21 protein-coding genes and 1 tRNA gene are annotated in these 24,451 nt (G+C 58.5%); 13 read left to right on the top strand and 9 right to left on the bottom strand.

Annotated elements, in window-relative coordinates; genetic code table 11:
• Window positions 1–8: 8 nt before the first annotated feature.
• Window positions 9–539, bottom strand: a complete 531-nt coding sequence (locus GOW09_RS03795) for an outer membrane protein (RefSeq protein WP_253284168.1) — start codon at window positions 537–539, stop codon at window positions 9–11.
• A 401-nt stretch (window positions 540–940) separates the two neighbouring features.
• On the opposite strand from GOW09_RS03795, the gene GOW09_RS03790 reads away from it, so the two are divergent.
• A complete protein-coding gene (locus GOW09_RS03790) occupies window positions 941–2,485 on the top strand; it encodes a trimethylamine methyltransferase family protein (RefSeq protein WP_171115764.1) in 1,545 nt (514 codons plus the stop codon).
• Window positions 2,486–2,530: 45 nt separating this feature from the next.
• Here the strand turns inward: GOW09_RS03790 and GOW09_RS03785 are convergent, their stop codons facing one another.
• Together GOW09_RS03785 and GOW09_RS03780 are read right to left on the bottom strand one after the other, a co-directional pair.
• Entirely contained in the window at window positions 2,531–2,776 is a 246-nt protein-coding gene (locus GOW09_RS03785) for a hypothetical protein (RefSeq protein WP_117868858.1), read from the bottom strand.
• A 540-nt stretch (window positions 2,777–3,316) separates the two neighbouring features.
• A complete protein-coding gene (locus GOW09_RS03780) occupies window positions 3,317–6,937 on the bottom strand; it encodes a vitamin B12-dependent ribonucleotide reductase (protein ID WP_171115762.1) in 3,621 nt (1,206 codons plus the stop codon).
• A 446-nt stretch (window positions 6,938–7,383) separates the two neighbouring features.
• Here GOW09_RS03780 and GOW09_RS03775 point away from each other — a divergent pair, with 446 nt between their 5' ends.
• Window positions 7,384–7,914, top strand: coding sequence for a hypothetical protein (locus GOW09_RS03775; protein WP_254442691.1), 531 nt, complete (start codon window positions 7,384–7,386; stop codon window positions 7,912–7,914).
• Window positions 7,915–7,925: 11 nt separating this feature from the next.
• Here the strand turns inward: GOW09_RS03775 and GOW09_RS03770 are convergent.
• The 4 genes from GOW09_RS03770 to pdxH form a co-directional block, all read right to left on the bottom strand.
• Window positions 7,926–8,002 (bottom strand) — tRNA-Pro (locus tag GOW09_RS03770).
• A gap of 43 nt (window positions 8,003–8,045) precedes the next feature.
• On the bottom strand, window positions 8,046–8,513 hold the full coding sequence (locus tag GOW09_RS03765; RefSeq protein ID WP_152458086.1) for a DUF192 domain-containing protein: 468 nt from the start codon (window positions 8,511–8,513) through the stop codon (window positions 8,046–8,048).
• Between the two features lie 5 nt (window positions 8,514–8,518).
• Entirely contained in the window at window positions 8,519–9,025 is a 507-nt protein-coding gene (locus GOW09_RS03760) for a cold-shock protein (protein WP_174829352.1), read from the bottom strand.
• Window positions 9,026–9,167: 142 nt separating this feature from the next.
• Window positions 9,168–9,773 carry a pyridoxamine 5'-phosphate oxidase gene (pdxH, locus tag GOW09_RS03755; RefSeq protein ID WP_171116534.1) on the bottom strand — a complete coding sequence of 202 codons (606 nt, stop codon included), beginning with the start codon at window positions 9,771–9,773 and terminating at the stop codon, window positions 9,168–9,170.
• A gap of 135 nt (window positions 9,774–9,908) precedes the next feature.
• On the opposite strand from pdxH, the gene fabI reads away from it, so the two are divergent.
• The 5 genes from fabI (at window position 9,909) to trpE (ending at window position 15,871) form a co-directional block, all read left to right on the top strand.
• The gene (gene fabI / locus GOW09_RS03750; protein WP_171115757.1) at window positions 9,909–10,715 is read left to right on the top strand and encodes an enoyl-ACP reductase FabI; all 807 of its coding nucleotides are present in this window, start codon (window positions 9,909–9,911) and stop codon (window positions 10,713–10,715) included.
• A gap of 4 nt (window positions 10,716–10,719) precedes the next feature.
• Window positions 10,720–11,229, top strand: coding sequence for a xanthine phosphoribosyltransferase (gpt, locus tag GOW09_RS03745; protein WP_152458089.1), 510 nt, complete (start codon window positions 10,720–10,722; stop codon window positions 11,227–11,229).
• A 21-nt stretch (window positions 11,230–11,250) separates the two neighbouring features.
• Window positions 11,251–12,426: an aminotransferase gene (locus GOW09_RS03740; RefSeq protein WP_171115755.1), complete on the top strand. Its 1,176-nt coding sequence runs from the start codon at window positions 11,251–11,253 to the stop codon at window positions 12,424–12,426.
• Between the two features lie 80 nt (window positions 12,427–12,506).
• The gene (locus tag GOW09_RS03735; RefSeq protein ID WP_171115753.1) at window positions 12,507–14,348 is read left to right on the top strand and encodes a peptidylprolyl isomerase; all 1,842 of its coding nucleotides are present in this window, start codon (window positions 12,507–12,509) and stop codon (window positions 14,346–14,348) included.
• Between the two features lie 11 nt (window positions 14,349–14,359).
• Window positions 14,360–15,871, top strand: a complete 1,512-nt coding sequence (gene trpE, locus GOW09_RS03730) for an anthranilate synthase component I (RefSeq protein ID WP_171115751.1) — start codon at window positions 14,360–14,362, stop codon at window positions 15,869–15,871.
• 58 nt (window positions 15,872–15,929) lie between these two features.
• Here the strand turns inward: trpE and GOW09_RS03725 are convergent, their stop codons facing one another.
• Entirely contained in the window at window positions 15,930–17,363 is a 1,434-nt protein-coding gene (locus GOW09_RS03725) for a polysaccharide deacteylase family 2 protein (protein WP_171115749.1), read from the bottom strand.
• A gap of 198 nt (window positions 17,364–17,561) precedes the next feature.
• Here GOW09_RS03725 and GOW09_RS03720 point away from each other — a divergent pair, with 198 nt between their 5' ends.
• The 6 genes from GOW09_RS03720 (at window position 17,562) to lexA (ending at window position 22,387) form a co-directional block, all read left to right on the top strand.
• Window positions 17,562–18,143, top strand: a complete 582-nt coding sequence (locus GOW09_RS03720; protein ID WP_171115746.1) for an aminodeoxychorismate/anthranilate synthase component II — start codon at window positions 17,562–17,564, stop codon at window positions 18,141–18,143.
• Window positions 18,140–19,159, top strand: a complete 1,020-nt coding sequence (gene trpD / locus GOW09_RS03715; protein WP_171115744.1) for an anthranilate phosphoribosyltransferase — start codon at window positions 18,140–18,142, stop codon at window positions 19,157–19,159. Before GOW09_RS03720 ends, trpD begins: the two co-directional genes overlap by 4 nt.
• Window positions 19,156–19,968 carry an indole-3-glycerol phosphate synthase TrpC gene (gene trpC / locus GOW09_RS03710; RefSeq protein WP_152458096.1) on the top strand — a complete coding sequence of 271 codons (813 nt, stop codon included), beginning with the start codon at window positions 19,156–19,158 and terminating at the stop codon, window positions 19,966–19,968. Before trpD ends, trpC begins: the two co-directional genes overlap by 4 nt.
• A complete protein-coding gene (gene moaC, locus GOW09_RS03705; protein ID WP_152458097.1) occupies window positions 19,968–20,441 on the top strand; it encodes a cyclic pyranopterin monophosphate synthase MoaC in 474 nt (157 codons plus the stop codon). The genes trpC and moaC overlap by 1 nt, the downstream gene beginning before the upstream one ends.
• Complete coding sequence (gene glp / locus GOW09_RS03700) at window positions 20,438–21,610, top strand: gephyrin-like molybdotransferase Glp (RefSeq protein ID WP_171115742.1); 1,173 nt, start codon at window positions 20,438–20,440, stop codon at window positions 21,608–21,610. Before moaC ends, glp begins: the two co-directional genes overlap by 4 nt.
• Before the next feature lie 78 nt (window positions 21,611–21,688).
• On the top strand, window positions 21,689–22,387 hold the full coding sequence (lexA, locus tag GOW09_RS03695; protein WP_171115739.1) for a transcriptional repressor LexA: 699 nt from the start codon (window positions 21,689–21,691) through the stop codon (window positions 22,385–22,387).
• Here the strand turns inward: lexA and GOW09_RS03690 are convergent.
• A complete protein-coding gene (locus GOW09_RS03690) occupies window positions 22,381–24,429 on the bottom strand; it encodes a ComEC/Rec2 family competence protein (RefSeq protein ID WP_171115737.1) in 2,049 nt (682 codons plus the stop codon). The two genes, lexA and GOW09_RS03690, sit on opposite strands and share 7 nt — an antisense overlap.
• Window positions 24,430–24,451 lie beyond the last annotated feature (22 nt).

The following is a 24,451-nucleotide window of genomic DNA, read 5'->3' as shown; positions in this document are numbered from 1 at the left end:
GCCTGTTGTCAGAAACGAAACGTTGTACGCAGGTTGAAGACGTTGGAATCCAGACCACCGGTGGATCGGGTGACATCATCGAAGTCTTGCCGCAGCGCCTCGCCACTGATGACAAAATTGTCGCCAATCGGATAAGCGATGCCGATCCCGTAAACAGCGGCGGTATCGCTGTCGACGGATGTTTCGGCCCGTGCCGCACCAACGACGACATACCCCAGCGCGCTGCCGAAATCGTACCCACCACGCAGTTTCAATCGGGTCATGCTGTCCAGACTGCCCTGAGACTGGCTGAGGTTCAGGGAAAGGCGGTTGTATTCAAGTTCACCGCCCAGAACGAAAGCGCCGAAATCCTGATCATAGCCTACATGCGCACCAAAGGCGGTGTCGTCCCCGCTTGATCCGCCCGGTCCATCCGCATCCGCGTACCCAAAGCTGAGCCCAACGTACCCCCCTGTCCAATCCTCTGCCAAAACCGGGCTGGCGCTGGCCGTCAGAGCCACGACAATCAGGACAGAAAAAAGTTCAAAAGTCTGTTTCAAGGCGATTTCACTCGGGCTTCAGATCATATGTTAACTTATGATTCAACTGGGATCGCTTTTGTCAGAGTTCAATTCCTTGCACGCAAAGCTCAAGAGTAAGTGAATGCAGTATAACAGATTTCTGTCCTCGGGGGAGAAAATCTGCCTCAGAATTCTGCCAGAGGTTTGTTGGGCAGATATTTGCTGAAGTAAATTCCGTTGAGGTCGCAAACAGAACAGATTGCGTCGCCGTGTTTTGGAATTGTTGCGCCAAACGTTGAGAGGCGGAATGACTGACCACGACTGGAAAATCAGCCTGATCAGCCGCACCATTGGTGCGGACCGGGGGCGTGCAGCGAGAGGACGGCCGTAAGCGGCCATTTGCCAGTTCCCCAAACATCTCTCACAGATCGGAAAAAGAAATGAACGACCAATCCCGCAACACATCGCGCAGCGGCGGTCGCGCTGCGCGTCGCGCTGCCCGCGCAACCGCATTGCCTGAACATCTGCGTCCCGTGCGCCCCGGTATGGAAGGCGGTGTCCTGAATGTTCTGACCCAGGCACAGATCGAACGTATCCACGAGGCCGCCCTGACCGCATTGGAAACCATTGGTCTGGCGGACGCGCCGCAAAGCGGGATCGACTATCTGGTTGGTGCAGGCTGCACATTGGGCGACGATGGCCGCATCCGCTTTCCCCGTGTGCTTGTCGAAGACACGATCGCAAAGGCGAACCGCAATGTCACTTTGTACAGCCGTGACGGAAAAACCGATCTGGACCTTACAGGTACAAAAGTACATTACGGCACGGCTGGTGCAGCCGTTTCCATGGTCGACGTGCATGGTCGCGAGTATCGCGATTCAACCGTTCAGGATTTGCACGATGCCGCACGTATCTGCCAACAGCTTGACAATATTCACTTTGTTCAGCGCCCCATGGTCTGTCGCGACATTGCGGACAACCTGGAAATGGACCTGAACACGATCTACGCCAGCTGTTCAGGAACATTCAAACACGTCGGCACATCCTTCACGGAACCCAGCCACGTCGCCCCCGCGATGGAGATGATCTACATGATCGCGGGCGGCGAAGACAAATATCGCGAGCGGCCTTTCGTGTCGAACTCGAACTGCTTCGTCGTCCCACCGATGAAATTCGCCACTGAAAGCTGCGAAGTGATGGAGGAATGCATCAAGGCCGGAATGCCGGTTCTGTTGCTGTCAGCCGGAATGGCCGGCGCCACCGCGCCATCAACCATCGCCGGAGCAATCACCCAGGCCACGGCGGAATGCCTTGCGGGATTGATTTATGTAAACGCCGTAAGTCCCGGCGCGCCCGCAGTTTTCGGCACCTGGCCCTTTGGTCTTGATCTGCGGACCGGCGCAATGTCCATCGGTTCCGGAGAACAAGCTCTGCTGACGGCAGGCTGCGCTCAGATGCACCGTTTCTACGACTTGCCGGGGGGCTCGGCGGCCGGTGCATCAGATTCGAAGCTGCCCGACATGCAGGCCGGGTGGGAACAGATGTGCTCGAACGTGATGGCCGGGCTGTCCGGGCTGAACATGGTTTATGAAGCCGCTGGCATGCACGCTTCGCTGCTGGGGTTCTGCTTTGAAAGTCTTATCCTCAGCGACGACCTGATCGGTCAGGCGCAGCGCTGTGTGCGCGGGATCGAAGTGACCGATGAAACTCTGGCATTGGATCAGATCGCATCCGTATGCATGGGCGGCCCCGGTCATTATCTGGGCACCGATGCGACCCTCAGCCGGATGCAGGCCGACTATGTCTATCCGACCTTTGGTGACCGCTCGTCCCCCAAGGAATGGGTGGAGCTTGGCAAGCCGGATCTGGTTGAAAAGGCAGTGGCCCGAAAGAATGAGATCCTGTCCACCCCGTCGGCGGCCCGGTTCGACCCGCTTCTAGATGCTGAGATTCGGGAAAAGTTCAACATTCACTTGCCGTTATAGCATCTGAAAAAGCGGCCCGATGAGTGTCGGGCCGCCCTTTCTTCTTTACCCGTTGCTGGGTGGAAGCAAACCTGCCTCTTGTGCAACGGCCACCTCATCAGCATCCAGCGCCCCGTCGCCATTTGCGTCCATCGCCGAAAATGTATCGGCGTCAACATCGGGCAACACGGCCTGAATTTCTTCGATGGTCAGAACGCCATCGCCATTGGCGTCGGTTGAGGACTGCGCCGAGAGCACTCCCGGCAAGGTCAGTGCAGCAATGGAAATCCCAATCAAGTACTGCGGTTTCATTTTCGTGCCTCCTGGATAAGTTGATTATGTCTTCGTCCGGACAGGCCCCAGAAACACCGGATTAGCCGCAGGCGTCACCCGTTTTGCGTGATTTCCGGGAAGTCGCGCCAATCTTTGCGTGTTTGCCCGAGTCGGTGTTGCGACACACCGCCGGGCAAAACCTTGCCAGACCCGTTTCGGCAAAACTTGCCCGACAGGCATGGCCCGATCCGGCAAGACCGCGCTCATCCGGGCAACCAGTCGCAAAAAAGAAAGGGGGCCGAAGCCCCCTGTCAGTTTCGCCATCCAGGCTCATTTCGTTGACCGCCCGGTGTTTTTTTGCCTGCGGCCTGGACGTCGCATGGAACGAGCGCACCCGTTCCGTGAAAGAGTGGGAGGGAGCAAATATTCCGCCCCACCCTGTTCCCGGCCAACACGGGCATGTCGGCCGAGTGAAGAAAGGACATCTGGTAAGTCTTGTGTCCTTTCTCCGAATTCGTCGGGGTCGGTTACCTAGGGCAGCGTCCGACCCCTACGCCCCGGGTTGCCGGGGCGCTTTCCTTAGCTACACCCGCTTGTCGCGCCACAGGTGTTGCATTTCATGCAGGTGCCGTTGCGCACCAGTGTGTAGTTTCCGCATTCGCCGCAGGGATCGCCCTCGTACCCCTGCATCTTGGCCTTTGTGCGGGCGTCCATGCTTGTGGCCACCGCCGTTTCGGCTGCCGGTGCTTCAAAGGAAGCCGCCGGTTCAGCCATGCCGTTCACCTCGACCTGACCCGCGTTGAACACAGCCAGATCTTGCGGCAAACGCTTGCGCAGATAACCGGTAGAGCTGATTTGTTTCAGCACTTCCAACGACTTGGACGCGGCTGTATCGCTGATTTCCGAAACATTCGAGACACCCTCGTCCTCGCCCCGACCCAAATCGTCAAAGGTTGCGCCTTCGGGTTTCACGTGGGCCAGATCGGTACGGTCCAGATAAGACACGGCCAGTTCGCGAAAGATATAATCCAGGATTGACGTTGCGTTCTTGATCGAGTCGTTGCCCTGCACCATCCCCGCGGGTTCGAACTTGGTGAAGGTGAAGGCGTCCACGAATTCTTCCAGCGGCACACCGTATTGCAGACCAACCGACACGGCGATGGCAAAGTTGTTCATCATCGCACGGAAGCCGGCGCCTTCCTTGTGCATGTCGATGAAAATCTCGCCCAGCTGGCCGTCTTCGAACTCACCGGTGCGCAGATAGACCTTGTGGCCACCAACGATTGCCTTCTGGGTATAGCCTTTGCGGCGATGCGGCAGTTTTTCACGATGGCTGCGGATGATTTCCTTGACCACAACCTTCTCGATCACCTTTTCGGCCAGAACGACGGCCTTTTCCTGCGCCGAGCCGCTCTCCAGCACCTCTGCTGCCTCGTCGTCATCCTCGACCAGTGCTGCCGCCAGCGGTTGCGACAGTTTCGAACCGTCACGATAAAGCGCGTTGGCCTTCACACCCAGCGACCAGCTGAGTTCATAGGCTTTCTGGCAATCCTCGATCGTCGCGTCATTCGGCATATTGATCGTCTTCGAGATCGCGCCCGAGATGAAGCTCTGTGCCGCCGCCATCATGGTGATATGGCTTTCAACTCCAAGGAAACGCTTGCCTTTTTTTCCGCACGGGTTGGCGCAATCAAAAATCGAATAATGCTCTTCCTTCAGATGCGGCGCACCTTCCAGCGTCATGGTTCCGCAGACATGGTCGTTGGCCGCCTCGATATCCGCACGGGAAAAACCAAGATGGCGCAGCAGATCGAATGTCGGGTCATTCAGCTTGGTCGCCGGGATGCCCAGAACACCGGTGCAGAAATCCTCGCCGAGTGTCCACTGGTTAAAGACGAACCGGATGTCGAAGGCGCTTTCCAGCGCGGCGTCCACCTTGGCCAGTTCATTCGGGCCAAAGCCATGACCGGTCAGCGAGGTGTGGTTGATCCCTGGCGCATTGCCGATGGTGCCGTGACCAACTGCGTAGGATACGATCTCTTCGATCTGCGACGAGGAATAGCCCAGCTTTTCCAGCGCCGATGGCACCGAGCGGTTGATGATCTTGAAATACCCGCCACCGGCCAGCTTCTTGAACTTCACCAGCGCAAAGTCAGGCTCGATCCCGGTGGTGTCGCAATCCATCACCAGACCGATGGTGCCGGTGGGCGCGATCACGGTGGCCTGCGCGTTGCGATAGCCGTTCTTCTCACCAAGGCTCAGCGCCTCATCCCAGGCGGACATGGCCAGATCGACCAGGCGCTTGTCCGGGCAGTTGCCGTGATCCAGTGGCACCGGTTTGACGGCTAGTTTCTCGTAGCCTTCCGTCACACCCTGCGCCGCGCGGCGGTGGTTGCGGATGACACGCAGCATATGCTCGGCGTTGCGCTCATAACCTTTGAACGGGCCAAGCTCTCCGGCAATTTCAGCCGAAGTCGCATAGGCCACACCGGTCATGATCGCGGTCAGCGCACCGCAGATCGCCCGGCCTTCGTCCGAGTCATAGCTGTAGCCCATGTTCATCAGCAGACCGCCGATATTGGCATAACCCAGACCCAGTGTGCGGAAGTCATAAGACAGCTGCGCGATTTCCTTCGACGGGAACTGCGCCATGGTCACCGAGATTTCCAGCGTCAGGCTCCACAGGCGCGAGGCGTGCATGTAATCCGCTGCCTGGAACTCACCATCCTTGAGGAAGGTCAGCAGGTTCATCGAAGCCAGGTTACAGGCCGTGTCATCCAGGAACATGTATTCCGAGCACGGGTTCGAACCGCGGATCTCACCATCTTCGGGGCATGTGTGCCACTCGTTGACCGTGTCATGGAACTGGATGCCCGGATCGGCACAGGCCCAGGCCGCATGGCCGACCTTTTCCCACAAATCCCGCGCCTTGACCACCTTGGCCACCTTGCCGTCGGTGCGGTTGATCAGCTCCCAATCGGCATCCTTTTCAACCGCCTTGAGGAACGCATTGGTCACGCGGATGGAATTGTTCGAGTTCTGGCCCGAAACCGAGCTGTACGCCTCCGAATCCCAGTCTGTATCATAGGTCGGGAACTCGATGCTGTCGTGGCCCTGCTTAGCATAATCCAAGACACGCTTGATGTAAGTTTCTGGTATTGCGACCTTTTTCGCTTCACGAACCGCCTTTTTCAGCGCGTCGTTCTTGTTCGGATCATAGGCGTCATCGGCAGATCCATCCCAAGACCGGATGGCCTCGAAAATGCCGTTCAGCATCTTCTCGTGCATCTTCGATCCGGCAACGATCGAGGCCACCTTCTGTTCTTCGATCACCTTCCATTCGATGAATTGCTCGATGTCCGGGTGATCTGCATCGACGATCACCATCTTTGCTGCCCGACGGGTTGTTCCGCCTGATTTGATCGCGCCAGCGGCGCGGTCGCCGATCTTGAGAAAGCCCATGAGGCCCGAGGATTTGCCGCCGCCCGACAGCGCCTCGCCTTCTGCACGTAGATGGCTGAAGTTGGTGCCTGTGCCGCTCCCGTATTTGAACAGGCGCGCCTCGCGCACCCACAGGTCCATGATGCCGCCTTCGTTCACCAGATCATCATCGACCGACTGGATGAAGCACGCGTGCGGCTGAGGATGTTCATAGGCCGATTTCGACTTGGTCAGCTTGCCGGTCTTGTAGTCGACATAGTGGTGCCCCTGCGCCGGGCCATCGATTCCATAGGCCCAGTGCAGGCCGGTGTTGAACCACTGCGGCGAGTTTGGCGCCGCACGCTGGGTCGCCAGCATATAGCGCATCTCGTCGAAATAGGCGCGCGCGTCTTCCTCGGTCGAGAAATAGCCGCCCTTCCAACCCCAATAGGCCCAGGCACCGGCCAGACGGTCGAACACTTGCTTCGACGATGTTTCTCCTTCGAACTCTGCACCTTCCGCGGGAACCGATCGCCACAGAAATTCAGGAACATCCTTTTCTTTCACCTTCTTGAGCTTGGTGGGCACCCCCGCCTTGCGGAAGTATTTCTGCGCAATCACATCACTTGCAACCTGCGACCAACTGGAAGGGACTTCGATGTCATCAAGACGAAAGACAATTGTACCGTCCGGATTTCGGATTTCAGATGTTGCGGACACAAAATTCAGTTCCGCATAGGCGTCCTGATCCGGTTTGGTGAATTTTCTTTCAATCTTCATGTCCGCAGCCCTGGTTTATTCAGCTCAATTTCAGATTCCCGACACCAAATCTTGTGTTGCAGGGTGTCGCCCACAACGCCCTGAGAAGCGTGCAAAAAGGTACTGTTCGCTGCCTTGGACAGCGCAATGCCGCTAATGCGGCCGCACGTTAATCGTTTGTGCTTATCCGACCCTCGCCCGCTGCCTTTTCTGGGATATACACCAGATGTTGTGGCAATCTCGTTGGCTCATACAATTTGACGTATGTTCCCATAGTAGGTCAACGCCCTTTTTCGGTCATTTCCCAAATCTTTTTTATTGACCTGATGGTTGCATGAGGCCTTCTGCGTGCAGGCCGCGATTCCTCCACAGCTTCATCCACGGCGAATTTCCGCCGACGTTTTGCGCTCTCAAAATGAATTCCCGTTTTTACCAGCATAGTTACCTGGATTTGATCAACCAATGGCATGCTGGTTACCTTGAAAGGGAATCAATACCGTCCGGGCAAACAGACCTGCGCCATGTGCCGAACGGTTTACCCAAGAGCGAGGGAGTTCAAACGAATGAAGTTGTTTCATTTTTTCCCGGCCATGGCCTGCATCGTTGCATGCGCACCACAAGATGTGCCCATCCCGTCACGCAGCGCACAGTTTGAGTCCTTCCCGAAACGGCTGTTCGATACGTTTGAAACCAGTTGCTCGGGCCCTGGCGAGTCTTTCAAAAAAACCGGGAACGAAGTTTTTGAATGCAGTGAGTTCCTGCCCCCGAAGGCGACAGCTTTTCTGATTCTGAACTATGACGGCCATCCGCAGGAACTGCCCCAAAGCGTCATGCGTCTTACGTCAACAAAAACAAACGCAGGGTATCGCGTGGACGCGCGTGTTTTCTTCCACGTCCCGCAAAAAAACGGTGCGGCAATTGAAGTTCCGGTTGAAAGTAAGGTTTTAAATCAAGCCATCAGCGAGCTCTACCAGACAATGGGTGGCTCACCGAATTAGCTTTATGGAAGTGGTCGGGGCGGCAGGATTCGAACCTACGACCCCCTGTACCCAAAACAGGTGCGCTACCAGACTGCGCCACGCCCCGGACCGTGCGCATTCCTAACGACGCCGATCTGATTTGAAAAGCCCTAACAGGGCCAAATTGCAGGTCCTTGCGAAAAAATTTCGTGCTTCATCTGTGTCCCGGGCCCGATGGAGTAGCGCGCGGACAATCCTGCATTGATTTCCAGCACCGCATATACGGAATCGCCCCCTTCAATCGGCGTAAGATCACCCGGAATCGCCCCTTCATGCACACGCGTCACCAAACCGGTGCGATCCAGAAAAACCATATCGAGCGGGATCAGTGTGTTCTTCATCCAGAAAGCAACGGGTTGCGGCGGATCAAAGACGAACAGCATACCGGATCGAGCCGGCAACGATTCGCGAAACATCAAACCGCGGGATCGCTCTTGCGGAGTGACGGCGACTTCCACATTAAATTGCACCGTCGCACTGTCATTTCTGAGTGTGACACGATCCGATCTGCACGCAGCAGCGGCAACTCCTGCCCACAACGTTACGAATATGGTCAAGAGTATCCGAAGCCGTTTCATCCGGTTCAGCTATCCAAAGCCGCTTCCCAGGCCAGAACCTGCGCGGCCATCCGACCACGCTTGCCGTCGATCACCCTCATGGCCAGAGCTTCACCTGGTTGCAGATCGGCAAGACCCGACCGGCGCAATACCTCGATATGAAGGAATACGTCTTCATTTCGCCCAAAGACATTGGCAAATCCAAAACCCTTGCCTTTGTCGAACCATTTCACCCGTGCGGCTTCCAGCGGCGCCTTTGCGATAGCCTCCGGATCCAGCTCAGCGAAATCGGCAAGCATCATCGAGTCGGTCCGCGCCGGCGGATCAATCGCAACGACCTCGACCGCTTGAACCCCTCGGTCCGTGCGGTGAGTCATGATTTCAATGCTGGCGCCATCCGCAACCGAACTCTGGCCGTAATTGCGCAGAACATTCACGTGCAACAGAATATCCGGGCCGCCCTCTTCGGATACAACAAAGCCATAACCCTTGGCAGGGTCGAACCATTTTACGTGTCCACGGACGCGGTACATGTTGTTCAGGTCTTCTGGCACGGTTTTCCCATCGCGAATTTCAACAGTTCGTTAAGGGTTTGTTGTTTATGGGAATGGCAGGCAAATTCAAGCTGAAAAAATCGTTTATTTTCTGCCTGTTGCATTTCACGACACGTGAACGTCATGGATTCAACCTTTCAACATGCCATGCCGATCCCGGCTCAATTCGTTGCCATCTGAACCGGTCATGCAAGCGGAATGCTCCATCGGCCCAGAACTCAATCTCGGTGGGCGTCAATCTGTACCCGCCCCAAAACGGCGGACGCGGTGGATTTGGCCCAAGTTTCGCCGTCACTTTCGCGACCTCTGCCATCAAAGCTGCCCGGCTTGAAAGCGGTTGCGACTGCTTTGAAGCCCACGCGCCCAGTCGGCTTTTCAATGACCTTGATGCATAATACTCATCTGCCTGGGGCCCATTTTCACGACGTATTGTACCACGAACACGAAGTTGACGCCGCAAAGATTTCCAATGCATCACAAATGCAGCTTTTCCTGCGGTATCCAGTTCCTTGGCCTTGGCGCTTTCGTAGTTCGTATAAAAAACAAACGAGTCCGCTTCGATTTCCTTGAGCAACACCATGCGTGCATTTGGCAAGCCATCCGGATCAACGGTTGCTAGCGCAATCGCATTCGGGTCGTTCAATTCGGTTTCTTCAGCCTCGGCAAGCCACCGGGCCGCTATTTCAAACGGATCGGAGCCAGCAAAGATGCCATCACGCTCGGTCATTTCCATCCCCTGGAAAGTATTAACGTCGAACCTAAGGCGAGAACTCGCTGCGGGCAAGAGCGCACGGCCTTGATGCAACGCAACCAATGGCATAAACCAACTCAACATAACGCGAAGACAGGCGGAGAACCGAACATGTCAAATCAGTTGATGGCCGGCAAACGCGGCCTCATCATGGGACTGGCCAATGACAAATCAATCGCATGGGGAATCGCCCGCGCCTTGTCGAATGCCGGGGCCGAGCTGGCCTTTTCCTATCAGGGCGAGGCTTTGAAAAAGCGCGTCGATCCGCTGGCGGCACAATTGGGCAGCGAAATCGTTCTGCCCTGCGACGTCAGTGACGAAGCATCCATCGACGCGCTCTTTGCAGCTCTGGAAGAGAAATGGGGCAAGCTGGACTTCATCGTCCACGCCATCGGCTTTTCTGACAAGAACGAGTTGCGCGGTCGCTATGTCGACACCAGCCGCGCAAACTTCAAACTGACGATGGATGTGTCGGTATATTCCTTCACAGCCGTGATGCAGCGTGCAGAAAAGATGATGTCCGAGGGCGGCAGCGGTGTGACCCTGACCTACTACGGCGCCGAGCAGGTCATGCCGCATTATAATGTCATGGGCGTCGCCAAGGCCGCGCTGGAGGCGTCGGTCAAATACCTGGCTGAGGATCTGGGCAAGGATGGCATCCGCGTAAACTCGATCTCGGCCGGCCCGATCAAGACGCTGGCCGCCAGCGGCATCGGCGATTTCCGCTATATCATGAAGTGGAACGAATATAACTCGCCCCTGCGCCGCAACGTGACGATCGATGACGTCGGCAACTCGGCGCTGTACCTGTTGTCGGATCTGTCCAGCGGTGTCACAGGTGAGAATCTGCATGTGGATTCGGGGTATCACATTGTCGGCATGAAGGCAGTTGACGCCCCGGACGTGGAAAAAGGTTAAGAACATGAGCGCCAAGGACCGCCTGCCCCACGAAAAAGGCTTTCATATCAGCTGGGACCAGATTCATCGCGATTCGCGTGCACTGGCCTGGCGTCTTGACGGGCAAGGTCCCGATGATGGCAACTGGCGGGGTGTAGTCGCGATCACGCGCGGCGGCATGGCGCCTGCGATGATCGTCAGCCGAGAACTGGACATCCGTACGGTCGATACGATCAGCGTGCGTTCATACCACCACCAGGAACAGGGTGAAGCAGAGGTGTTGAAATCTCCGGACGCCGACCTGATGGGTGACGGAACCGGTATTCTGATCATCGACGACCTGGTCGACAGCGGAAAGACGTTGGAACTGGTTCGGGACATGTACCCAAACGCGCATTTCGCGACGGTTTACGCCAAACCCAAGGGCCGCCCGATGGTGGATACCTTCATCACCGAAGTCAGCCAGGACACATGGATCTTCTTCCCATGGGATATGGCCCTTCAATATGTCGAGCCGTATCGCGGCACCGATTGATTTCTGAACAGTAGACCGCACATGACGCTCAGCCGCACCGCCGCAACATTCGCACCTCCGGTGATGGAGGCGCGCCGATGGGTCGAGGGCATTGCCTTCCCATCCGACCGCCCGTTGATCAACGTAAGTCAGGCGGCCCCGGTCGATCCGCCGCCGCTGGCCTTGCGGCAGGCTATGGCCGAGTTTGCTGTGCGCGAAGACAGCGCGCATCTTTACGGCCCGGTATTGGGCAATGACGATCTCCGCACCGAACTGGCGGCGCAGATCAGTTCTCACTATGCGGCGCAGGTAGACGCACCTCGGATCGCCATCACCTCGGGCTGCAATCAGGCGTTTTCGGCCGTGATATCGGCGATCACCGGCGAATCGGATGAGGTCATTCTGCCAACCCCATGGTATTTCAACCACAAAATGTGGCTGGATATGGCCGGAGTACGGTCCGTGGACCTGCCGACCGGCGATGATCTTTTGCCCGATCCAGAGCGTGCGCGCGGATTGATTACCGACAAGACACGCGCCATTGCGCTGGTCACGCCCAACAATCCGGGCGGTGTCGAATACCCTGCCGAACTTGTCAGAGCCTTTTATAACCTGGCCCGTGAAACCGGGATCCGCCTGATCGTCGATGAAACCTATCGCGATTTCGACAGCCGCAGCGGCCCCCCGCATGATCTGTTTCAGCAACCCGGGTGGGACGAAACGCTTATCCATCTTTACTCTTTCTCCAAGGCTTATCGTCTGACGGGTCACAGGGTGGGTGCCATCGCAACAAGCCCGGCCTTGTTGGCCGAGGTCGAGAAATTTCTGGATACGGTCGCCATTTGCCCGGGCCAGATCGGCCAGTTCGCAGCGTTGTGGGGTATGCAAAACCTGTCGCAATGGCTGGCCGGCGAGCGTGACGAAATTCTTGACCGCCGCGCAGCCATTGCAGAAGGGATGCCGGCGCTTGAAGCACGGGGGTGGCGGCTTTTGGGGCTTGGCGCCTATTTTGCCTATCTCGAACATCCGTTCGACATGCCGTCCGACGAGCTGGCGCGCCGTCTGGTCAAGGAAGCTGGCGTGCTGCTGTTGCCCGGAACCATGTTCATGCCGGATCATGACCCGGCTGGAAAACGGCAGGTGCGCATTGCTTTTGCCAATCTGGATCGGGCCGGGCTGGGCCAATTGTTCGACCGGTTGCAGGCCCTGTCCTTCTAAGCTTGCCCCTCGGCGGTGTGCGTCGTATTCAGGGCCGCAACCGACAGGGCAGAACTCTGCCGAAAAAACAAGAGGGCATCATGGCCGCAGGCGCTAAAAGTCTTTCGAAAACCTTTGTCTGGATTCTGATGGGCCTGCTGATGCTGGGCCTTGCGGGATTTGGCGCGGTCAACCTCAGCGGTACGATCCGCACAGTTGCGACAGTCGGCGACGAAAGCATCTCGGTCGATGAGTACGTGCGCGAATTGCAGCGTGAGATCCGAGCGGTAGAGGCACAGTCTGGGCAACCTTTGCAGATGTCGCAAGCCCGCGACCTGGGTCTGGACCGAAACGCCCTTGCCCGCCTGACCGCTTTGGCGGCGCTGGACAACGAGGTCGGTCAGCTTGCGATTTCCATCGGCGATGAGAACCTTCAGCAAGAGATCATCTCGATCCCGGCATTTCAGGGTGTCAACGGAACTTTTGACCGTGAATCCTATCGCTTTCAGCTGGAACAGGTCGGCATGACCGATTCCGAATTCGAATCCGATCTGCGTAAGGAATCCGCCAGAACCATCGTACAGGGCGCAATCATGGGCGGCGTGAAAATGCCGGCCACGCTGACGGACACGATGATCGATTATATCGGCGCACGGCGCAGCTTTACGGTTGCAACTGTTGGAACGGAAGCGCTGGAAACACCTGTGGCCGAACCAACGGACGCGCAGATCCAGGCATTCTATGATGACAATGGGGAACAGTTCATGCTGCCCCGCACCAAGCAGCTGACTTACGCGATTCTGTCGCCAGCAATGTTGGTGGACACGGTCGACATCGACGAAGACGCGCTGCGCAAGCTTTATGAAGAACGAAACGACGAATACAACCAGCCCGAACGCCGTCTGGTTGAACGTCTGAACTTCCCAAGCGAACAGGCCGCCAAGGACGCTTTGGCGCAGCTCGAGGTTGGCGGCACGACCTTTGAACAGTTGGTTCGGGATCGCGATCTGGAACTGAACGACATTGATCTGGGCGACCTGACGCGTGAGGATCTGGGCGAAGCTGCGGACGCCGTTTTTGCGGCCGAGCTTGACGCTGTCGTGGGCCCGTTGCCTTCGGTGTTCGGTCCGGCCCTGTTCCGTGTCAACGGATCACTGGCCGCGAACAGTGTTCCATATGACGAGGCCGAGCCGGCACTTCGGGAAGAGTTGGCGACTGAACGCGCCCGCCGCCTGATCGAGGCGCAATCCGAAGATATCAACGACATGCTGGCGGGCGGTGCCACTCTGGAAGAACTGGCGGAAGAAACCGAAATGGAACTGGGTCAGATCGACTGGACCCGTGACAGCGACGAAGGCGTAGCGGCCTATGACGGGTTCCGAGCGGCCGCAGAAGCCGTGCAGGAAGGGGATTTCCCTGAAATCGCCTTCCTCGAAGACGGGTCGATTTTTGCCCTGCGCCTGGACGAGGTTCTGCCGCGCCGCCCGGAACCGCTGGAGAGCGCGCGCGACCGTGTCGCCGCGGCCTGGCAACAGGCCGAGACCAACAAAGCGCTGCGCGAAAAGGCGGATGCCATTCTGAACCAACTGGCCACTGACGGTGATTTTGCCGCGACCGGTCTGCCCTTCCGCGTCGAAAACGCCCTGACCCGCACCGCGTTTCTGGATGACGTTCCGGCCAATTTCATGAACGAAGTTTTCGCAATGGAACCGGGCGAGCTGCGCGTTGTTTCGGGCAATGGTGCGGCTTGGATAGTGCGTCTGGATGAAACCCTGCCGCCGGCGGATACGGATGAACTGCGTCAGTTGCGTGATGCCCTGAGCTCGCAGATGGATCAGGCTTTGGCACAAAATATCTTTAACGCCTACGTACGTGACGCCCAGACCCGGGCGCGCCCCGTGGTGGATCAACAGGCGTTGAACGCCGTGCAGGCGAGCTTTTAAACGAGACCGATATGGCCCTGACACCCGATTTCGAAACCTTCGCGCGCGCCTATGATGCGGGCGAAAACCAGGTTGTATATACGCGTCTGGCCGCCGATCTGGACACACCTGTTTCACTGATGCTCAAGCTGACGGGCGCGCAGAAAGATGCGTTCATGCTGGAATCGGTGACAGGCGGTGAGGTTCGCGGCCGCTATTCGATCATCGGCATGAAACCTGATCTGGTTTGGCGCTGTCACGGGGAAACCTCGGAACTGAACCGTTCGGCCCGTTTCGATGCCGAGGCGTTCTCGCCCCAAGATGGCAACCCGATGGACAACCTGCGGGCGCTTCTTGCCGAAAGCCGCATGGAATTGCCCGATGACCTGCCACAGGCCGCTGCCGGGCTGTTCGGGTATCTGGGTTATGACATGGTTCGGCTGGTGGAACACCTTCCGGATGTGAACCCTGATCCACTGGGTTTGCCCGATGCGATCATGCTGCGCCCGTCTGTCATCGCGGTACTGGATGGTGTCAAGGGTGAGGTGACGGTGGTTTCACCTGTCTGGGCCAGCGACGGTCAATCGGCCAAGGCGGCCTATGCCCAGGCGGCTGAGCGTGTGATGGATGCGGTCCGCGACCTGGAACGTGCCATGCCCGCGGAAACCCGCGATCTGGGCGACGCGCGCGAGGTCGCCCCGCCGGTGTCGAACTTCACCAAATCCGGCTATATGGAGGCGGTTGAAAAGGCCAAGGAATACATCCGCGCGGGTGACATCTTTCAGGTTGTCCCGGCACAGCGCTGGACGCAGGATTTTCCGCTGCCGCCTTTTGCTCTCTACCGATCCTTGCGGCGCACGAATCCGTCACCCTTCATGTTCTACTTCAACTTCGGCGGTTTTCAGGTGGTGGGCGCAAGCCCCGAAATCCTGGTGCGTGTGTTTGGCAACGAAGTCACCATACGCCCCATCGCAGGCACGCGCCCACGCGGCGCGACGCCCCAAGAAGACAAGGCGAACGAGCTGGACCTGCTGGCCGACAAGAAAGAACTGGCCGAACATCTGATGCTGCTGGATCTGGGTCGCAACGATACCGGTCGCGTGTCAAAGATCGGAACCGTGCGTCCGACCGAAGAGTTCATCATCGAACGATACAGCCACGTGATGCACATCGTATCAAACGTTGTAGGCGAACTGGCCGAAGACAAAGACGCGTTGGATGCCTTTTTTGCGGGTATGCCGGCAGGAACGGTTTCGGGCGCACCCAAAGTGCGCGCGATGGAGATCATCGACGAGCTGGAGCCTGAAAAGCGCGGCGTTTACGGTGGCGGCGTCGGCTATTTCAGCGCGGGCGGAGACATGGACATGTGTATTGCCCTGCGTACCGCCATCGTGAAAGATCAGAAACTCTATATCCAAGCTGGGGGTGGTGTTGTTTACGACAGCGACCCCGAAGCCGAGTTCATGGAAACCGTTCATAAATCCAACGCCATACGGCGCGCGGCAGCTGACGCCGCGCGGTTTACCGGCAACGGAAACGGCTAAAAAAACAGGGGCGCCCGATCAGATGATCACCGCCCCTTTTCTTTGCATTCTGCGCAGGTCACTGCACCTGTTTCATCATGACGGCCGAAATCGGAGCCATTGCCACGCGGTTGCCCCGATCTTCCAGCCCCCACAGCAACAGGGCTGAAATCGTCTCGGGACGCACGCGTCCCAGCATGACCACTGTCCCTTCCTGACCCGCACGGAACGCGGCCTGATCCAGGAATCTGCGCATTATTTTGGGATCCTGCCGTGCGCCGTCGATATCGCGGAAAACGACACTGGACGGAATTCCGTTTCGCGCCGCCAGCTTCTGCACGGTGTTGAGCCCATTGTCCTGCGTAATCAGCCCACGACCGGTTCCCGCAGCAATCGCGGCGACCTGATCGGCCAGTTTGCGATTGCCCTGAATCCCGCTGTTCACACCTTCCAGAATACCAACCGTTTCCGGCAGGGTATCCAGCCACACCGACAGCGACACCTCGGCGTCCTGTGCACTTGCCGCCTCGGGCAGATCCGCCAGTGCCAGCACCTCGAACCCGGCCTTGCGATGACGTGCCATCTTTTCTGCCGCATCAGGGTCCGATGGGTTCACGGCGAAGCTGATCGGATACGGAAAGTCCTGCAACGCTTCGGACCCGAATGAACCCTCGTCATCAATCAGAATGATCGACATCAACGGTTTGGCTTCGGGGTTTTCGAACTTTGCCCCAAAACGCTCGATCGGCTTGGTCGATTTCGGCTGTTCAGCCGAGGCCTGTTCCACGACCGGCTCATCATCCCGTTCCGTCAGCGGAACGACGCGTTTTCCGATGATCGAGCTGGCACTTGCTTTTTGCTCACCCCCGATCTGGGGCAGCGCAGCGATGCGCGGAAGTTCGCGAGGCATGGTGTCTTCATCCCCTTCCACGGCAATCGGGCTGTTTTCAAAGGGGTTCTGTTCTTCGGCCTCTGTCGACTCTGGCTCCGGCTCTGGCGCTGCCCGTGGCAGAGGGTCTGGCTCGGGTGCAAGCGCGGCCACCTCGGTGTTCTCGGGCTCTGCCGGCGGGGCCGGTGTTTCATCAATTACGGCAGGCAGCGCATCGTCTGGCTGAATCGCGGGAACCTGACTTGGCTCTGGCAAGGCGGCGGGTGCTTCGATCACGAATGACACTTCATTTGCACCTGCCGCTTCCGGTTGGTTCAGCGCATCCGTTGCCGCACCGACAACCGGCTGGGAATCGATTGACGTTTCCAGCCCCGACAGATCGGCCAGATCCTCGCCTTCGTCATCGGCGGCTTCTGGCGCACGCGGGGCAAGTTCCACCAGATCGGCGTCAGATCCGGCGTCCGCCACTTCAGCTGGAGCCTCGGGAGTTTCAGAAATCGTCGGCGCCGGTGCTTCGGTTGCAACAACCGGGGTATTCACCATCGGCGTCTTGAGTGACACAACCGCACCCAAGATCAAAACAACGATCGCGCCCGCGACCATTCCTCCGAAAAATCCGCCCATTTTCCTGCCTTTCGCCTCTTTCCTCTGCCTCGTCCAGCTCTGCGCCATCTGGTGTGGCACTCGGCCAATTGAACGCGCCAGAAACGGTATGTCCTCTTGACGCTGCCGCTCAAGCCTGAGCATGTATGTGCGGACATTATACCGTGGCCCGGGGCTGCATCGCCAGCCCGAAATGCCCAAGCGAAGATAAGTGCCCAAATGCTGCTGCTGATCGACAACTACGACTCGTTTACCTACAATTTGGTACATTATTTAGGCGAACTTGGTGCCGAAATGGTCATTCGCCGAAATGATGCGCTGGATGTGCAGGAAGCGATGGCCATGAACCCTGCCGGCATTCTGCTGAGCCCCGGCCCTTGCGATCCGGATCAGGCGGGGATTTGCCTGGCACTGACGAAAGCGGCCGCTGAAACCAAAACGCCGCTATTGGGGGTTTGCCTGGGCCATCAGACCATAGGCCAGGTGTTTGGCGGCAAGGTGGTTCGATGCCACGAGATCGTTCATGGCAAGATGGGCACGGTGAAGCACACCGGCAAGGGGTTGTTTGCCGGTCTGCCCTCACCCTTTGAGGCAACGCGCTACCATTCGCTGGTGGTCGAGCGCGAGACCCTGCCCGATTGCCTGGAGATCACGGCCGAGCTGGACGACGGCACGATCATGGGATTGCAGCACAAGGAATTGCCGATCCACGGTGTGCAGTTCCACCCGGAATCCATCGCATCCGAGCACGGTCACGCCCTACTCAAAAACTTCCTGCAAGAACTGAAAGTCCCGGCATGAGCGACGCGCTTAAACCGCTGATCGGAGCCGCTGCCGATCGTCCTTTGACACGTGCCGAGGCCGAAAAAGCCTTTGCCATACTGTTCGATGGCGAAGCCACGCCCAGCCAGATCGGCGGATTGCTGATGGCCATGCGGACACGCGGTGAGACGGTGGATGAATACGCCGCGGCAGCCGCCGTGATGCGTTCGAAATGCAATGCCGTAAACGCACCCGAGGGGGCGATGGATATCGTCGGCACCGGCGGCGACGGCAAAGGCACCCTGAACATCTCGACCGCGACCGCTTTTGTCGTGGCCGGTGCCGGAGTCACGGTCGCGAAACACGGCAATCGCAACCTGAGCTCGAAATCCGGCGCGGCAGACGCATTGAGCCAGATGGGTATCAACGTCATGGTTGGCCCGCAAGTCGTTGAAAATGCGCTGAAAGACGTTGGAATCGGCTTCATGATGGCGCCCATGCACCACCCTGCCATCGCCCATGTGATGCCGTCCCGGCAAGAACTGGGAACACGCACGATCTTCAATATTCTCGGCCCACTGACCAACCCTGCCGGCGTCAAACGGCAATTGACCGGTGCCTTCAGCCGCGACCTGATCCGTCCGATGGCCGAAACGCTTGGCCTGCTGGGCTCGGACCGGGCCTGGTTGGTGCATGGTTCGGACGGGACCGACGAGCTTACAATCACCGGCATCAGCTGGGTCGCCGCTCTGGAAGACGGGATTGTGAAAGAGGTCGAACTGCACCCCGAAGACGCAGGTCTTCCGGTGCATCCGTTCGAGGACATCATCGGTGGCTCGCCCGAGGAAAACGCCGTTGCGTTTCGGGCTTTGCTGGATGGTGCCCCGTCCGCGTATCGCGACGCGGTGTTGCTGAATTCGGCCGCCGCTCTGGTCGTCGCCGAAGCGGCAAATGATCTGCGCGAAGGCGTGGCCATGGCTGCTGAAAGCATCGACAGTGGCAATGCCAAAAACAAAATCACGGCCTTGGCCGCCAAGACACAGGAAGCCGCATGACCGAAACCGTTCTGGACAGAATCAAAGCCTACAAACTGGAAGAAGTCGCGGCGGACAAAGCGCAGAAATCCCTGGAGACACTGGAAAGTGAGGCCCGGTCCGCCTCGGAACCCCGTGGCTTTGCCAATGCGCTGCAACACGCCTCGCGGCAAGGCTATGGCCTGATCGCCGAGGTCAAGAAGGCCAGCCCGTCCAAAGGACTGATCCGGCCGGATTTCGACCCGCCCGTTCTTGCAAAGGCTTATGAAGATGGTGGCGCGACATGTTTGTCCGTCCTGACCGACACCCCCAGCTTTCAGGGCAAGAAAGAGTATCTGACGCAGGCGCGCGAGGCGACGTCCCTGCCCGCCTTGCGCAAGGATTTCATGTACGACCCGTATCAGGTGGTCGAAGCACGCGCCCTGGGGGCGGATTGCATTCTGATCATCATGGCCTCGGTCAGTGATGATCAGGCGGCTGAACTGGAAGACACTGCATTCGATTGGGGAATGGATGTTCTGATCGAAGTACACGACGAGGCAGAGCTTGAACGCGCGGCACAGCTGAAAAGCCCGCTGATCGGTATCAACAACCGCAATCTGAAGACATTCGAGACAACGCTCGACACGACGCGCCGCCTGTCCAAGCTGGTGCCCGCCGATCGCACCATCGTGTGCGAAAGCGGCCTGGGTACACCAGACGATCTGAAGGACATTGCACGCTACGGGGCCCGCTGCTTCTTGATCGGAGAAAGCCTGATGCGCCAGGACGATGTTGAAGCGGCAACGCGCCATATCCTGTCAAACCCGCTTATCCCCGGAGTGATGTGATGCCACTGACCCATTTCGATGCCCAAGGTCAGGCACATATGGTCGATGTCTCGGACAAGGAGGTGACAGATCGCGTCGCCGTTGCCGAAGGTCACATCAGGATGGCGCCGGAAACCTTTGAAATCATTTCCGAAGGTCGCGCCAAGAAAGGCGATGTTCTGGGCATTGCCCGTTTGGCCGGCATCATGGGCGCAAAGAAAACGCCGGACCTCATTCCGCTGTGTCATCCTTTGCCGGTGACCAAAGTGGCCGTCGAGCTGACTCTTGACCCGGACCTGCCAGGTGTTCGGATCCAGGCCACCGTCAAGACCTCGGGCCAGACCGGGGTTGAGATGGAAGCGCTGACCGCCGTATCGACAGCCGCCTTGACCGTATACGACATGACCAAGGCCGTCGATAAGGCGATGGAGATAGGCGGCATTCGCGTTCTGCTCAAAGATGGCGGTAAATCAGGGCGTTACGAGGCGAAATGATTACTGTCGAAGAGGCGCGCGCCCTGTTGTTCGATCTTGTGGGGCCATTGCCGACAGAAGAAGTCCCACTGGCCCAGTCCGCAGGGCGCGTTCTGTCGCGGGACGTCACGGCCACGCGGGATCAGCCGCCTTTTGCCGCCTCTTCCATGGATGGCTATGCAGTCAAATCTGACGAGGTCGAACTGCACGCCATGTTCAAAGTCGTGGGCGAGTCAGCCGCCGGGCGTCGTTTTGAGGGCGCTGTAGGCCCCGGACAGGCCGTTCGCATCTATACCGGCGCCCCTGTGCCCGACGGCGCGGATTTCGTTGTGATTCAAGAGGATACGGACCGCCGCGGTGATCTTCTGACGATCACGGACGCACCCGGCGCCAAAACGAACATCCGACCCGCTGGCGTGGATTTCAAGGCTGGCACGTCCATATCGGCCCCGCGTTTGATCCGCGCTGAAGATGTGGCCTTGATGGCCGCGATGAACATCCCTCGCGTTCCGGTTTCGCGCAAACCCGTGATCGCCCTCATCTCGACTGGTGATGAGTTGGTCATGCCCGGGGAAGAACCCGGCCCGGATCAGATCATTGCATCGAACACATTTGGCCTGAAGGCAATGCTCGAAGGATTGGGGGCTGTGGTGCGCGTGCTTCCGATCGCACGGGACACCGTATCGTCGCTTGAAACGGCCTTTGGTCTTGCGCAGGGGGCGGATCTGGTCGTGACGATCGGCGGGGCGTCGGTTGGCGATTATGACCTCGTGTCGGACGTCTCGCAGGGGTTGGGGATGAAGCAATCCTTCTACAAGATCCGAATGCGCCCTGGAAAACCCCTGATGGCCGGTCGTATCGGCAACGCGGCGATGGTCGGGTTGCCGGGCAATCCGGTCAGCGCCATGGTCTGCGGCTATCTGTTTCTGGCCCCGATGGTGCGCCGGATGCTGGGGCTTGAACAGGTGCTGCCACCCTTCCGCACGGCCCGGCTGAGTGGTCCTTTGCCCGAGAACGGGCCGCGCGAGCATTATATGCGCGCCGTGGTGACGGATGCCGGTATCGAAGCTTGCGCAGATCAGGACAGTTCCCTTCTCAGCGTATTGGCTCAGTCCAACGCGCTATTGGTCCGCGCCCCACACGATCCGGCGCGCGACATCGGGGAAATGGTCGAATACCTGCCGATCTGACCTGCCCTCAAATTCGTTGACACAAAACGTGAACATGCGTAGAACAAAAGAAAACGCATGAGCGACGAGGTGTGAGCGATGCTGACCAAGAAGCAATTGGATTTGCTGGAATTCATCCACAAACGCGTGCAGGCGGACGGTGTTCCGCCCAGTTTTGATGAAATGAAGGCTGCTCTCGACCTGCGGTCGAAATCCGGCATTCACCGGTTGATCACCGCATTGGAAGAACGTGGGTTTATCCGCCGCCTTGCCCATCGCGCTCGGGCCATTGAGATCGTGAAATTGCCCGAAAGCCTTGGCGGTGAGCCGACAGCTGGATTTACGCCACGTGTGATCGAAGGCGACCGGCCCAAGGCCCCCCGCCCTGCGAATGTGGAGCCTGTATCGGTGGACGCGCTCGAGCTGCCAGTCATGGGCCGGATCGCAGCCGGTGTTCCCATCGAAGCAATCAGCCATGTATCGCATCACGTGGCCGTCCCCGGCCCCATGGTTTCGGGACAGGGTCAGCACTATGCATTGGAAGTTCGCGGCGACTCGATGATCGACGCTGGCATCAATGACGGTGACGTGGTCGTCATCCGGGAAACCTCGGCCGCGGATAACGGCGACATCGTGGTTGCCTTGGTCGAGGATCAGGAAGCGACCCTCAAGCGGTACTTCCGCCGCGGCAACGCAATCGCGCTTGAGGCTGCAAACCCGGCTTATGAAACGCGCGTCCTGCCCGAAGAAAAGGTCAAGGTTCAGGGCCGGTTGGTCGGACTGATCCGCACCTATTGAGCCTGATTGGAATGACGGTCCCCGGCAGGTTTCGGGGACCAAAGCCGATGACCTGTCATGTCCGCGCTCGAGGTCAGCTTTCCGTTCGAAACCGACAGGCTGCCGGTTTCGTACAACCGTTCCGGATCGAACACCCCGCACGAACCGTGCAGGGCAAGCGCAACAGCAGAGATGATGATCTGGTTTTCCTGACATTCGTCAAACGCCCGCGCCGCCCGTTTTCCGGTGATATGGATGATCTCAAAACCCTTCAGCGGGTATCGTTGCACGATGTCGCTGTCCGGCCATCTGAGCGCCGCCTCGATCTGATCAACGCCGTCTCCGTCATTTTCAAGCCAGACACCGGCGACAAACCCGCTGCCTTTGTTTTTGCTGAGGGCCCGCCCCTTGTCGGTCATGACCCCTACCAATCCGCCGTTTTCAGCGATCAGGACATCCGGTCTGTGACCCGAGTTCCAAAGCAGAAATGCCAGGACAACAGGCACTGCTCCGGCCCACCGTGCATGTCCCTGCCACAAGGCCATCCACAAGGCGCCGAATGCGACCAGGGGCAGGATGTACCAAGGCGGGCTGACCACAAAACCCTGCGCGCCATCAAGGTGCGATACCCAGTCGGAAACCGTAAGAATCCAATGCAACGCCCACCCCATGACGGTCAGGGCAATTGCCTCCAGTCCAAACGGGGCCAGAAGCGCCGCAACGACGGCGGAGGGCACGACAAAAAGACCCATGAAAGGAACGGAAAGCAGGTTGGCCAGCAGACCGTAGTGGGACATCGTATTGAAATGCGCTGCACCTATGGGGGCTGTTGCAAGGCCTGCAATTGCCGATGACATCACCACGCCGGCGACGGGCTTCAGCCAGTTTGGGCCGGGCATCGGGCGCATCTCTCGCAACGCTCCGAAGACGGCGACCAAGGCTGTGGTTGCGGCGAAGGACATTTGAAATCCGGGGCTCAGCAGCGACTCGGGCCGAAGAACCAGCACGATTACGGCGGCAACAGCAACCGCGCGCAGTGAAATCGCGCGTCGGTCGATCAATACGGCCCCCAGCATGACGCTGACCATGACAAAGGCCCGTTCGGTTGCAACGTTGCCCCCGGACAGCAACAAATAAAGGGTTGCGGCACAAAGCGCGAGAACAGCAGCCACCTTCCGAACCGGAAGTCGCAACGCCACGGGGGGGCACAACGACAGCCCCAACCGACACGCGACGAATACGAAGCCTGTCAGAAGCCCCATATGAAGCCCGGAAATGGCCAGCAGATGGGCCAGATTGGACGCCCGCAAGGATGATAGCGTCTCCTGCCCCATACCGCTGCGATCTCCGGTGGTGACGGCGGCGGCAAATCCACCGATTTCACCGGGCAGAATCTGCCTGACCCGCTGCGAAATGGCCATGCGGATCGCAGTGACCCGAATGCCGTCGATCCCCTCGGTCGCTGGCGCGATGGTCATGATCGGGACGCGGGTATAGCCGACCGCGCCCAATCGTTGAAACCAGGCATGTCGGCGAAAGTCGAAACCTCCGGGCTCGACCGGGCCCTGCGGCGGCGAAAGATGACCTGTGGTCATAATACGCTGCCCCGGTGCGATTGCGCCCGTTGGAACATGAACGGAAAGACGGATGCGCTGCGGCCTGCGCTCCTGAGGTACATCCCCTATGCGTACCTGATCAAGCGTCAACCGCAACGCATCCGAGGCAGACCGATCCATGGCGACGACCCTCCCCTCGACAGGGCCATAATATCGCCACGACAGTACCGGTTCTGCCACCATATGGGCGCGAACGCCTGCCAGAATGAAACCGGCAGCGATCAGCACCCCCCCGATTGCCAACGTTCCCAACCCCGGTGGCAGCCGGCGGCGCAAGGCGACAAGAGCGATTCCAAGACAGACAAGACCGGCATAAACTGACCAATCCGGTTCGACGCGGACGCCGAAATAAAGACCAATCCCCGTCGCCAGAAAAACCGGCGTCCAAGAGAAAAGGTAGCCTGTCTGGCGCAGCAGCGCGGCCTCGACCCGTGCAAGAACACGCATGGTTGCCCCCGTCCTTCGGGCT

The sequence above is a fragment of the Ruegeria sp. HKCCA5463 genome (assembly GCF_013034175.1).
Taxonomy (GTDB): Bacteria; Pseudomonadota; Alphaproteobacteria; order Rhodobacterales; family Rhodobacteraceae; genus Ruegeria.
This window is presented reverse-complemented; position numbering and strand designations above follow the sequence as displayed.